General features: G+C 48.0%; 12 protein-coding genes. 7 read left to right on the forward strand and 5 right to left on the reverse strand.

Annotated elements, in window-relative coordinates:
* Window positions 1-144: 144 nt before the first annotated feature.
* From ACO6VG_RS00775 to fliP, 7 genes are all read left to right on the forward strand, one after another.
* Window positions 145-414, forward strand: coding sequence for a flagellar biosynthetic protein FliQ (locus tag ACO6VG_RS00775; RefSeq protein WP_422135144.1), 270 nt, complete (start codon window positions 145-147; stop codon window positions 412-414).
* Entirely contained in the window at window positions 414-1,187 is a 774-nt protein-coding gene (gene fliR / locus ACO6VG_RS00780; RefSeq protein WP_422135145.1) for a flagellar biosynthetic protein FliR, read from the forward strand. Before ACO6VG_RS00775 ends, fliR begins: the two co-directional genes overlap by 1 nt.
* Window positions 1,188-1,197: 10 nt before the next feature.
* Entirely contained in the window at window positions 1,198-2,349 is a 1,152-nt protein-coding gene (flhB, locus tag ACO6VG_RS00785) for a flagellar biosynthesis protein FlhB (RefSeq protein WP_422412729.1), read from the forward strand.
* Window positions 2,346-4,451, forward strand: a complete 2,106-nt coding sequence (gene flhA, locus ACO6VG_RS00790; RefSeq protein WP_422135147.1) for a flagellar biosynthesis protein FlhA — start codon at window positions 2,346-2,348, stop codon at window positions 4,449-4,451. Before flhB ends, flhA begins: the two co-directional genes overlap by 4 nt.
* 79 nt (window positions 4,452-4,530) lie before the next feature.
* Window positions 4,531-5,490, forward strand: a complete 960-nt coding sequence (locus ACO6VG_RS00795) for a flagellar motor switch protein FliM (protein ID WP_422412727.1) — start codon at window positions 4,531-4,533, stop codon at window positions 5,488-5,490.
* A gap of 33 nt (window positions 5,491-5,523) precedes the next feature.
* Window positions 5,524-5,925, forward strand: coding sequence for a flagellar motor switch protein FliN (fliN, locus tag ACO6VG_RS00800; RefSeq protein WP_422135149.1), 402 nt, complete (start codon window positions 5,524-5,526; stop codon window positions 5,923-5,925).
* A gap of 3 nt (window positions 5,926-5,928) precedes the next feature.
* On the forward strand, window positions 5,929-6,669 hold the full coding sequence (gene fliP, locus ACO6VG_RS00805) for a flagellar type III secretion system pore protein FliP (RefSeq protein WP_422135150.1): 741 nt from the start codon (window positions 5,929-5,931) through the stop codon (window positions 6,667-6,669).
* Here fliP and ACO6VG_RS00810 read toward each other — a convergent pair.
* The 5 genes from ACO6VG_RS00810 to ACO6VG_RS00830 all read right to left on the reverse strand — a co-directional run bounded on the left by ACO6VG_RS00810 (window position 6,655) and on the right by ACO6VG_RS00830 (window position 11,844).
* Window positions 6,655-8,433 carry an N-6 DNA methylase gene (locus ACO6VG_RS00810; RefSeq protein ID WP_422135151.1) on the reverse strand — a complete coding sequence of 593 codons (1,779 nt, stop codon included), beginning with the start codon at window positions 8,431-8,433 and terminating at the stop codon, window positions 6,655-6,657. The genes fliP and ACO6VG_RS00810 overlap by 15 nt on opposite strands.
* A 114-nt stretch (window positions 8,434-8,547) precedes the next feature.
* Window positions 8,548-9,276, reverse strand: a complete 729-nt coding sequence (flgA, locus tag ACO6VG_RS00815) for a flagellar basal body P-ring formation chaperone FlgA (RefSeq protein ID WP_422138809.1) — start codon at window positions 9,274-9,276, stop codon at window positions 8,548-8,550.
* Window positions 9,277-9,335: 59 nt separating this feature from the next.
* Window positions 9,336-9,755, reverse strand: a complete 420-nt coding sequence (locus tag ACO6VG_RS00820) for a hypothetical protein (protein WP_422135153.1) — start codon at window positions 9,753-9,755, stop codon at window positions 9,336-9,338.
* Window positions 9,752-11,080, reverse strand: coding sequence for a FliI/YscN family ATPase (locus ACO6VG_RS00825; RefSeq protein ID WP_422135154.1), 1,329 nt, complete (start codon window positions 11,078-11,080; stop codon window positions 9,752-9,754). Before ACO6VG_RS00825 ends, ACO6VG_RS00820 begins: the two co-directional genes overlap by 4 nt.
* On the reverse strand, window positions 11,080-11,844 hold the full coding sequence (locus ACO6VG_RS00830; protein WP_422135155.1) for a FliH/SctL family protein: 765 nt from the start codon (window positions 11,842-11,844) through the stop codon (window positions 11,080-11,082). The genes ACO6VG_RS00825 and ACO6VG_RS00830 overlap by 1 nt, the downstream gene beginning before the upstream one ends.
* Between the last annotated feature and the right edge of the window lie 44 nt (window positions 11,845-11,888).

The raw sequence follows: 11,888 nt of genomic DNA on the forward strand, positions 1-11,888 counted from the left end.
TTTAAGTCGTTTTTAAAGTAAAAAAATGTTTTTATATATCTATTGCGAATTCATTTTAGAAAACTATGCTCTTGGTTAATTTCTTCGGGTTGCAGTCTGTTTTGCAAAGTTGCGAAACAACCTGAACTATTCAGAGGAAACCCCATGACACCGGAAGTTGTGGCAGACCTTTTTCGTGATGCGCTGACCCTCATTGTTCTGATGGTATCGGTGATTGTGATGCCCGGACTGCTGGTGGGTCTGGTGGTCAGCACACTGCAGGCAGCGACTCAAATCAATGAGCAAACCCTCAGTTTCCTGCCCCGTCTGCTGGCAACACTGGTCACTATAGGCATGACGGGCCCCTGGCTGATTCAGGAATTTATGGATCTGTTTCTCCGGCTGTATGAATTTATTCCTGAGATGCTGGCCTGATGGGAACCTTTACCTTCTCTGAAGTGGTGGGCTGGATTGGTCAGTACCTCTGGCCGTTTTTTCGTATCGGAGCCCTCTTTCTGGCAATGCCCATTATCAGCAGTCAGGTAGTGGCACCCAGAATCCGGGTAATTCTGGCGATGGCCATCACTATTATTGTGGCCCCCATGCTGCCTGCGGTACCCGCAGTAGAGCCACTGTCGGGTGAAGCCCTTCTGATCACTGCACAACAGCTGGCTGTCGGGCTTTTAATGGCGATGGTACTGCAAATCTATTTCGCTATTTTCACCTCCGCCGGACAAATGCTCTCCCTGCAGATGGGTCTGGGTATGGCGGTCATGTTTGATCCGATGAACGGCGCCCAGATTCCGGTAATCAGCCAGGTATTCCAACTGCTGAGCTTTCTGATGTTTCTGGCATTTGATGGGCATCTGGTCGTCATTTCTATTGTTGTGGAGAGCTTTAATACCATTCCCATTGCGCCTTTTTCTATTCGCCAACTGGATATTGACCGGCTTCCCGCCATGGGCGGCTGGATGTTTGCCAGCGCACTGCTGATGGTTCTTCCCGCCATTGTTGCATTATTAATTGTCACTTTTACCTTTGGTGTAATGAACCGCTCGGCGCCGCAATTCAATATTTTCAGTCTGGGCTTTCCTCTGACCATGCTGGCAGGCATTTTTATTCTGATGCTGATCAGTTCCACCCTGAACGGTGTCTTCACACGATTTACCCGGACTGTTCTGGACATTCTACGATCGCTGGTTCTTTAGGAGTTTTCAGATGGCAGAAGAATCACAGACTGGCGAACGCTCAGAAGAACCCTCCGAACGAAAACTTCAGAAGAGCCGTGACGAAGGCCAGGTTCCCCGATCCCGGGAACTGGTCACCTTTGCTTTGCTGGCTTCAACCCTGGTTGCTTTATGGCTCAGTGGTGGATTAATTCGCGACCAGCTGTTTCAGGTTATGTACAAAAGCTTCAGGTTTGAAAAAGACGTATTGCGTCAGGAAAGCTGGCTGACGGATCACCTGATCGTCAGCATTACTCAGGGGTTCTCCGGCCTGCTGCCCTTTATGCTGATTGTCATTCTGGCCTCAATAGCCGCTTCAGCGGCTTTAGGAGGCTGGATATTCTCAAATAAACAGATACGACCCAAGGCTGAGCGCATCAGTTTTCTCAAAGGCATTAAACGCATGTTTTCTGCCAACTCCATGATTGAGTTGTTAAAGTCCATTGCCAAAATCTCGCTGCTGGCTTTTTCCCTCTGGCTCATTAATCAATGGTTCTTTCGGGATGTGCTCTGGCTCAACCGGCTGCCGATATTTCAAGCAGTTTCAGAGGGCCTCAGCCACCTTACCATGGCCATCACCATTCTAGTCAGTGCCCTGCTGTTGATCTGTTTTATTGATGTACCTTTCCAAAGATGGAACCACATGAAAAAACTGCGCATGACACACAAGGAAATGCGTGATGAAATGAAAGAGTCTGAAGGTCAGCCAGAGCTTCGTTCAAGACTGCGGGAGAAGCAACAGGAAATTGCGGGTCGCAGAATGATGCAGGCCGTTCCTTCGGCGGATGTCATTATCACCAACCCAACTCACTTTGCAGTGGCTCTGAAATATGATCTGGACAAGGCCAGAGCGCCCTATGTCGTAGCAAAAGGCGTTGACAGAGTAGCCCTGCGTATCTGCGCTGTGGCACGGGAATACAATAAGCCGGTGGTACAGTCACCCACGTTAACCCGGGTGATTTATCATACGACACAGTTAAATCAGGAAATTGCCGACGACCTGTTTTTGGCCGTTGCCCAGGTTTTGGCTTACGTCCATCATCTGAATGACTTTCAGGCCGGACGCAGAAGCAAGGCACCCGATTTACCAACACCGGAAGTCCCCAGCGCCTTCCGGGAAAAATGGGATAAGAAGAGACAATGATCAAGGAAGCTCAACGTCTGCTATACATGATGTCGCCCAAAAGCGGCAACCTGAATATCGGGATTCCGCTGATCGTTCTGATGACGCTCGGTATGGTTACACTGCCGATGCCGCCTTTTATGCTGGATGTATTCTTTACCTTCAACATCGCACTGTCTCTGCTCATCCTGTTAGTTAGCATTTACACACTTCGACCTCTTGAATTTGCGGTGTTTCCAACCATCCTGCTGGTTTCCACTTTGTTGCGCCTTGCCCTGAACGTGGCATCAACCCGGGTGGTTCTTCTGAATGGACATACTGGCAATGGCGCTGCCGGAAAGGTGATTCAATCCTTTGGTGAGGTTGTTATTGGCAACAGTTACGTTGTTGGTCTGGTGGTGTTCTTTATTCTGGTGATTATCAACTTTGTCGTGGTCACCAAGGGTGCTGGTCGTATTTCTGAGGTGACCGCCCGCTTCACTCTCGATGCCCTGCCAGGCAAGCAGATGTCCATTGATGCAGACCTCAATGCCGGCGTTATTGATCAGCAGGAAGCGCACGACCGCCGGGAAAGTGTACGCCGGGAGGCAGACTTCTATGGCTCAATGGATGGTGCCAGTAAGTTTGTCCGGGGTGATGCTGTGGCCGGCCTGCTTATTCTTGCCATCAATATCATAGGTGGAATGCTGATAGGCACCATTGGCCAAGGGTTATCTGCCGGGGAAGCCTTTGCTGTTTATTCTCTTCTGACGATTGGTGATGGTCTGGTGGCCCAGATTCCTTCGCTGCTGCTCTCCACCTCTGCGGCTATCATGGTAACCCGTGTCTCTGAATCTGCGGATGTAGGGCATCAGGTTTCCGAACAGATGTTCTCTTCTCCGAAAGCGTTGGGCCTCACAGCCATGATTTTAATGGTGATAGGCATTGTTCCCGGTATGCCCCATGTACCCTTTCTCAGTCTGGGCCTGATCGTGGCGTTTCTGGCCTGGTGGACCACCAACAAACATCAGAAGGATGAACCCGAATCCAGCCACTCTGCAGCCAATACAGAAGATGTCAGTGAGTCATCACCCTGGTCCTGGGGAGATATTCCGCCAGTGGATACCCTGGGGCTTGAACTGGGTTATAAACTCATTCCTCTGGCAGATGAAAATCAGGGCGCTCAACTACTCACTCAGCTAAAAGGCATTCGCAAAACCCAATCCCGGGAGCTGGGCTTTCTGATTCCCAGCGTGCATGTGAAAGATAACCTGAACCTGAAACCTGATAGTTACAATATACTGCTCAAGGGTGTCATTGTTGCCGAAGGACAGATTGAGCCCATGCGTTTATTGGCGATCAATCCCGGTGAAGTATTTGGTGAGATAAATGGTATTGCAACTTCAGAGCCTGCTTACGGACTGGAAGCACTCTGGATTGAAACCTCAGAGCGGGAACATGCCGTCGGACTGGGCTACACGGTAGTCGACGCTGCTACGGTTATCGCTACACACCTTAATAAAATTATTGATGAACACGCCAGTGAGCTGCTTGGGCATGATGAAGTAGTGCAACTGCTGGATAAGCTGACTCACTATTCCCCCAAACTGGCTGAAGATCTTATTCCCAAAAAGCTGTCCATGAGTGTGTTTTCCCGAATACTCAGAGATTTGCTGACCGAAGATGTCTCTGTCAGTGATATTCAAACCATTGCCAGCACCCTGCTGGAGTCGTCTGAACGGATTACAGAACCACACTTATTGACCTCTGAAGTTCGAATTGCCCTGCGTCGCAGCATTATCCAGAACCTGGTAGGCAACACCTCTGAAATACCGGTTGTCACCATGAGCTCAGAGCTGGAGCAGGTCATTATGCAAAGTTACCAACAAGCTCGTCAGAGTAACGACTTCTCCCCTGACACACTGCCACTTGAACCCCGAATTGCGGAGCAACTTCAAGTTCAAATGCCAGAAGTCTCTGCCAACCTTGCTGCTGAAGGAAAAGTGCCTGTCATGCTTGTCAATGCATCATTGCGCCCGGCCATGGCCAGATATGCTCGTCTATGCACCGAGGGTATGCATGTATTGTCGTTTAATGAAATTCCTGAAAATAAAGAAGTCATAGTGGTTGGCAAGATTGGCTGATTGTCTTTATCAGCTAATAGCGGTATGTTTTTTAATAACAAGAATTATCTGGTGATAAGCCAGTTATATGGAATTTCCCATGGAACGGAAATCTTTATCAGACAATACCGAATCCAGCCTGTCGGGTGAAACAAAGACTCGCCGGGTTCATCCGCCTTCAAAATTCAAGGATCTGACGACTTATGATCTGACTAACCCGGATTATAAGATTCACGACCTTTTGCCGACACTTGAATTGATCTACCGGCGTTTTTCCCAATTATTTCGTCACAGTCTCACTGCTGTTTTTCGTCGCCCGGTAGATATTCATTTTGAATCGGTCGATTCCCTGGCAATCGGTGATTATCTGCATCAGGAAAATATACCTGATGTGCAGTATATCTACCGCTCTACAACACTGAAGTGTGCTGGCTTCATGGCCCTGGAGACACCGCTTTTATATTCTCTTGTAGACATTTTTTTCAGTGGTACCGGTGAGTTTAACGAAAACCATGAAGAGGAACTCACCAACGCCGAAATTCGTATCATGGAACGCCTGCTAAAATCTGCAGCGGATGACCAGACCGAAGCCTGGAGCAGTATTCTTTCTTTCAAGATACGCCTTGCTGAAAATCACAACCGCCCCATATCCACCGTCTTTCGCTCAGATACCGAGATTATTCTCCTCAGCCGCTTCACTATTTCCCTTGGCTCCACAGAAAGTCCATTTCATATCATCATGCCTTATCAGGCTCTGGAACCGGTCAGAGAAAAGCTGCAGGCCTTTAAATTTACAGAACAGGATCCCACCTGGCAACGCAACATGATGGCCGGGGTTATGCAGGCTCCACTGGAAGTCTCTGCCCGATTGTGCGAGTTGAAGCTGAGCCTTCGCGATGTGCTGAGACTGAAAACGGGACAGATCATTCAGGCAGATATTCCCAGCAGTGTCACTGTCAAGTTTGCAGGCATTCCAGCCTACCGTGCTGACGTCTGCACTGTGAATAATATGCTGGCCATGAAAATTCTTAACTCTCTTTATCCAGGCCAGAAAGAGTAGGCAGAGATCCACCAGCCCGAGGAAATATCATCCATGAGTAATGAAGAAAATGAAAACGAGCAGGAACTGGCTCCGCCACAACCTGCAGGTGATGGTGTCAGTCTTCAGGACAGTCTGGAATCAGAAACCACCTCCAGAGAGCTACTGGAAGATACCAATAACCCGCCGCAGTCAGTCAGTGATCTGGGCATGATACTTGACATTCCGGTGACACTGTCTCTGGAACTGGGCAGCACCGAAATTAACATTGGTGAACTAATGCACCTTAATAAAGGCTCAATTGTAGAGCTGGAGAAAGAAGCCTCCGAGCCTTTGGAAGTGAAAGTCAATGGTACTCTGGTCGCCTACGCCGAAGTTGTGGTGATCAACGATAAGTACGGCATTCGCCTGCTGGATGTCATCAGCGAATCAGAACGTCTGAAAAATCTGGCCTGACCCATGACTATAAGGTTGCTGATCTATGTCGGCCTGACATTTCTCCTGACTCCGTCACTCAGCTGGGGGCAGGAAGGCTTTCCATTAATGACTGTCACCAGTAATGGTGATTCTCAGGAATACAGCGCCAGTCTTCAGATTCTGATTCTGATGACAGCACTGAGTTTTATTCCTGCTGCGCTGCTGATGATGACGTCCTTTACCCGGATTATTATTGTTCTGGCCATTCTGCGTCAGGCTCTGGGTTTACAACAGACTCCCCCAACTCAGGTTTTGCTTGGCATATCGCTGGCACTGACCCTGATTATAATGCAACCATTATTTGGGCTTGTTTACAGCCAGGCGGTTGAACCTTATCTGGATGAGCAATTGACAATGATAGAGGCTTTAAAAAAGGCAGAAGTTCCTGTCAAAGATTTTATGCTGCGCCAGACCAGAGATACGGATCTGGAATTGTTTTATCAAATTGCCGATATAACGCCACCGATCGATGTTGCTGAAACGCCTTTCTCCATCGCCATTCCTGCTTTTGTTACCAGTGAATTAAAAACTGCTTTTCAAATTGGCTTTGTTATATACATACCCTTTCTGGTGATTGATCTGGTAGTGGCCAGTGTTCTCATGGCCATGGGTATGATTATGCTGTCGCCCCAGATGATTTCGCTGCCTTTCAAATTGATGCTGTTTGTTCTGGTAGACGGCTGGGCCATGATTATGGGTACTCTGGCATCAAGCTTCTTTTAACAACTCACTTTCTATCATTCGCGCTTTATCGCGAATAAACCGAACCTGGGCATAGAGTTTGAGAATTTCTCTGTGCGACTGTTCTGCCTGCCTTTGTTCAATGGAAGACCACTCGGGAACAGGAAGTTGTTTTAAATCATTGCCATGAATAAACGGCACCTGACTTTCTGTACAAATACTATCAAGCAACATTTTTCCGGTTTGCGAACGCAGGAATCGAAACAAAACAATAGAGCTATTGAGATAAGTATTTTTCTTCAGTCGAAGAATGACAAAGGACTGATTGGCCACCCAGTTTAACCCACAGACATCCGGTACAATGGCAATTCGCCCTGCCTGTCCCTTGATAACCAGTAGAACATCGCCTGGTCGCAATAACTGTTGTTTTGCCCGCTTCAGCCCTTTTTCATCAACATGAATTTCTTTTTCAGGGTGCTCAATCTCTCCAGCCTCATTAATGTCATTGGCTGTTACTTCCAGAAATACCTGTTTTTCCAGACTATTATCACGCAGAGCTTGAGCTCTTATGATATCGACCTGTGACTCTAAATGACTGGCAGCTAAAGGCTTACCGAGTAAATCAATGCGTCGGGTGTCAGCACAATAATGTCCGGGATCAAGAATGACGCTCCCCTGAATCAGCTGCCTTTTGTCCAGCTTTTTGGAGAAACGAGGGTTTACTGTTTCTTCATTCATTTGTTCAAGAATGACATCAACATTATTCAGCTGAATTTTAGCTGCTCCCTTTTTGCGCACAGGGGTAACTTTGAAGTAGTCGCTGCTGGCGTCTATCAAATGCACATTATCAGTAACTTGTCGTTTTGCCACCAGCACATAAAGTGGCGTGGCTCGTCCGGGAAGCAGTCCTTTAGGCAGTTTAATAATAGCGTGCAGCCTGTTCTGTTTTAATAACCAGCGGCGAAAGGCAATATGATGCTCGGTATTTTTCTGAAGAAATACCCCCGGCACAGCAATGACAACCTGTTCGGAACAGCGCCAGAACATATGCCGGATAAACAACATTTCTTCATTACGGACCTGGGTATCCAGCCGTTGGAAAATATCTCGAACTTCATTCACTTTATAACGGTGATCCGCTGTCAGAAGACCCACCCCATGATCAAACTTTTGTAGCTGGCCCGATTTAAAAAAAGCAGGTTCAAGTACCGGATGCCCCTGGGCAATATGAATATCCGGATTAATCAAAACACTCAAAGCATCCAGAGTATTGATAGAAGGCTGCTCAGAATAAATCTCGCCGGTGAGCGCAAGATCCGCTCCCAGAATAAAACTGTCTGCATTGGGCAGGTAGCAACTGCCAACTGATTCGGACAGTGCCTCCAGCAGTCCACCAATGGCTTCGGGCAATGCCGAGGAGAGAGGTCTGAAGCGACGATGCAGGGCCAGAGGAATCTCATTGTACTTCAGTAGCTTATGCCTCTTTGCAGTCATCACTGAGTGGCAGGCTCGGGTGATTTCATCTGTCGGAATCTGTCCAGGTAATTCATCGCTCTGTTGCCAGGCTATTTGCCAGATACGTTGATCTGTATTGGCAAATGTCACCGGTACTTTTTTCTGCCCGATTTCTCTGAACAGCTGCTCAAGTTCAGAATGATTGTCTGGTAACTCTCGCTCCGGCAAAAACTCCATTTCACACAACCTTGCCCAGGCAAAGAGCTGCCCCAGCAGAACCAGGTAAGCCTGATACCAGTTTTTATTCTGTAACGTACCCGGAATAAGGGCATTAACAATGTCGCGGCTCATAAAATCATTCTCTGACAGGGTTAATTTAATCGTTATTAACTAAATCATCTGCTGATTAGTTAATTTTTTGATAAAACATCTAATCAGACGCTGATTACTGTATTCAGCAAAAAATTAATGATGAATTCGAACCTTTCCTGTGCTGATAACTTCTGCGTGCACAATTTTGCCAGAAGACCGGTTTCTTACCCGAATGGTTTCCTGTAATTCGCCATCATCCAGAGACATCCCGGACATAGAAACCTCCAGCCCATTCCCGCCGGCAATAATCTGGACGACTTCCCCCTTGCGAATCACATAGTCTTTTTCGAGCATATTGGCTGAAATCAGTTTCTGTGCACCTATACTGCGCTTGATAACTCTCCCCCTGATTTCATTGATTTCAGTAAAAAACTGACCTCTCAGCCTGCTGTAATCGGCTTCCCGAAACACAAGAGCATCGCTGGTCAGCCTCTGCCCTCTGGCCAAAGCACGAGCACTGTGAATAACAGGCACCAAAATCTTACTTTCAGTCATCACTGTCATTCGCCATTCACCAGGGCATTCTACTGTTCGTTTGACCACTCCCACAGGCGGGCGCGTTCCGGAAACTGCAGAGACGGACAGTTTGCCTTTGCAGGTTCTTCGGGACTTACTGGCAGAAAGAGGGCGGACTTTCAGTTCATAGCGGGCACCGGGAATTGATTGAATAAAACCGGCCACTGCTTTTTCAACGGATTGATAAACAATGCGTTCAATCTCTTTTGCGAGGTCTGTATCAGAAGAGGTGTGAGGAGAAAATAGCGAGGCGATGAGTATGGATGATCTGAAAAGCGGTCTGAAATGCGGTATCAAAAGCGGCATGGATGCTTCCCTGCATAAAGTACCTGACGAAATGTCAGGTTAACACAGGCAAGCCAGAATTATCGAGGGGAGCGCTGCAGCAGTCGATCTGTCTCCTGAAGTTCATCCCGAAGCTGTTTTTGCTGCTGTTGTTCGGTTTCTTTATTTTTTATATGTTCAACACCGCTGGTCATTCTGCGTTCTTCTTCCAGCCGCTGATTAATTTGCTCGAGATTTCCAGACTCTGCTTTTATCTTCTCTTCCAGTAATACAGAAACATCTTCAAGCAATTCAACAAACTGATTGCGACCCCAGCAGGATAGTGATGAAAGTTTTTCTCCAGGACGACTATCGCAGGATTTCCGGGCATCATTCAACAACTCTTTCTGGGCGTTGAGTGAAGCCAGACTCTGCTCAGCATGCTGTTTCTCTCTTTTAGTTAGCTGGCTCTTTTTCTCCAGTGCGGACTGTGCTTTTTCCAGACGCCGGACTTTGTTCATGATGTAACAACCTGATCAGATCGCCAGATATGTATCAGCTGTTCAATACTGCCGGTGAGATCAACCTGTTCATAACGGCTCTGCTGCAGAAAACGCTCCATCTGCGGACGGTATTCAATCGCTTTATCAAGCTCAGGATCAGCACCGGGTTTATAAGCACCTATCGCCATAAGTTCTCTGAACTCATTATACCGGGCATGGAAGCGTCGGAACGCCTGGGCGCACTTTTCATGTTCTTCTGTTATCAACTGAGACATTGTTCTGCTGATGGAGGCTTCCAGATCAATGGCCGGGAAATGCCCTCTTTCCGCCAACTCACGACTGAGCACAATATGCCCATCCAGGATGGAGCGGGCAGTGTCTACTACTGGCTCCTGCATATCATCACCTTCTGCCAGTACGGTATAGATGGCCGTTACCGAACCTTCGCCGGTTCCCGTTCCAGCCCGCTCCAGCAGTATTGGAATCTTACTGAATACTGAAGGAGGAAAACCTTTCGCTGCCGGAGCTTCACCCACAGCCAGGGCAATTTCACGGTGAGCCTGGGCATAGCGGGTGAGGGAGTCCATCAGCAGCAGAACCGTTTTGCCCTGGTCTCTGAAATACTCGGCAATTTGATGACAATAGAGTGCAGCACGAATTCTTCGGACGGGCGACTCATCCCCGGGGGAGGCCACCACAACCGCTTTTTCCCGACCGTCCATACCCAGAATCTGGTCCACAAATTCCTTTACTTCCCGACTGCGTTCACCGATCAGACCAACAACTGTAACATCAGCCCGGGTATTTCGGGTCATCATACCCATAAGCGTGCTTTTGCCAACGCCACTGCCGGCAAACAACCCTACTCTTTGTCCTTTTCCCAGGGTCAGCAGACTGTCGATAACTCTCACTCCCACTTCCAGTGGCTCATCGACCGGCTTTCTGGTCATGGGATTAAGAGGGGAGGAATGAATTGAAATTCTGTCAGACAGGCTCAAGGCAGAGGAATCAAGCGGCTTACCCATAGCATCCACTACCCGCCCTAACAGTTCTTCCCCCACAGGCATGGTGTGATTGTGAGAAACGGGAATAATTTTGTCTCCTGCTGCCAGGCCTTCCATTGTCGTTGACAGGGGCATCAGAAACTGACTGGCCCCGTCAAAGCCAACCACTTCTGCTTCTACCTGACGACCACTGCGCATATTGATATGACAAAGTTGGCCAATGGGCAATCGCAACCCTTGGGCTTCCAGAAGAAGACCTTTTATGGCTGATACTTTCCCGGATAATTTGGCAACAGGTACTGTCTTCAGTTTTTCAATCAGATCATCAGAAAGAGACATTAACCTGCATCCTCCATTGCGGCAGGCAAGTTTTCACGAATGATATCGAGACACTCCACCAACCGGGATTCCATGCGCGCTTCCGCTTCTGTCTGGCTGGACATAATACGGCAGTCGTTTATTTGTAATTCGTGATCTTCGACAACCTGCCAGGCTGCACCAAAGTCAGGTTTGAGTGTCTTGAGCAACTCCGCATTGACCGGATTCACATGAATGGTGTACTGAGTATCCTCGGGCATGATACTCAGAGTTTCCCTGACAACAGAGACTATCTGTTCCGGAGAAGTCATCAGTTCCCGGCGCACTACCTGACGACAGGTTTCTTCTATAACTTTTCCTAGCCAGCTGATCTTTTCGTCACGACCATAATTGCCACCAGAGCGAAATTCAGACATTTCTTTTCGCAGCAGGGATACCAGTTTTTTCTGTTCTTCAGTGGCAATACGCCCACCTTCTTTGACGCCCAGTTCTCTGCCTTCTTCAAAGCCCATTCGGCGGCCTTCTTCCACACCTTTGGCATAGCCTTTCTCAATACCCTGCTCCAGAATACTCTGTAATACTTCAGGAGAGGGCTCAATGGATTCCTGAGGTTTCGGTACTGTATTCTCAACCGTATCGACAGACTGGGAAGCACTATAGTCAGGTTGTTGATCTACCTCTGAACGCTCTGAATTCTGAGATTCACCGGGCTTCTGGTGAACCGGAAAGAGAAACCGTTTGAAGGCCGCTGTTTCAGGCTGCCATATTTTTTGTCTGTTTGTCATGAACCAACCTGTTGTTAGTATTATGAAAAACGTGATGGATATTG

The organism is Endozoicomonas sp. ALB032 (assembly GCF_049310125.1).
In the GTDB taxonomy this organism is placed as follows: Bacteria; Pseudomonadota; Gammaproteobacteria; order Pseudomonadales; family Endozoicomonadaceae; genus Endozoicomonas_A.

What these genes read in the sequence shown, in the direction of transcription:
- ACO6VG_RS00830 (WP_422135155.1), bottom strand. Translation starts at nt 11,844, where the DNA reads ATGACAAACAGACAAAAAATATGGCAGCCTGAAACAGCGGCCTTCAAA.
- fliN (WP_422135149.1), top strand. Translation starts at nt 5,524, where the DNA reads ATGAGTAATGAAGAAAATGAAAACGAGCAGGAACTGGCTCCGCCACAA.
- ACO6VG_RS00825 (WP_422135154.1), bottom strand. Translation starts at nt 11,080, where the DNA reads ATGTCTCTTTCTGATGATCTGATTGAAAAACTGAAGACAGTACCTGTT.
- flgA (WP_422138809.1), bottom strand. Translation starts at nt 9,276, where the DNA reads ATGCCGCTTTTGATACCGCATTTCAGACCGCTTTTCAGATCATCCATA.
- ACO6VG_RS00810 (WP_422135151.1), bottom strand. Translation starts at nt 8,433, where the DNA reads ATGAGCCGCGACATTGTTAATGCCCTTATTCCGGGTACGTTACAGAAT.
- fliP (WP_422135150.1), top strand. Translation starts at nt 5,929, where the DNA reads ATGACTATAAGGTTGCTGATCTATGTCGGCCTGACATTTCTCCTGACT.
- flhB (WP_422412729.1), top strand. Translation starts at nt 1,198, where the DNA reads ATGGCAGAAGAATCACAGACTGGCGAACGCTCAGAAGAACCCTCCGAA.
- fliR (WP_422135145.1), top strand. Translation starts at nt 414, where the DNA reads ATGGGAACCTTTACCTTCTCTGAAGTGGTGGGCTGGATTGGTCAGTAC.
- ACO6VG_RS00795 (WP_422412727.1), top strand. Translation starts at nt 4,531, where the DNA reads ATGGAACGGAAATCTTTATCAGACAATACCGAATCCAGCCTGTCGGGT.
- ACO6VG_RS00820 (WP_422135153.1), bottom strand. Translation starts at nt 9,755, where the DNA reads ATGAACAAAGTCCGGCGTCTGGAAAAAGCACAGTCCGCACTGGAGAAA.
- flhA (WP_422135147.1), top strand. Translation starts at nt 2,346, where the DNA reads ATGATCAAGGAAGCTCAACGTCTGCTATACATGATGTCGCCCAAAAGC.
- ACO6VG_RS00775 (WP_422135144.1), top strand. Translation starts at nt 145, where the DNA reads ATGACACCGGAAGTTGTGGCAGACCTTTTTCGTGATGCGCTGACCCTC.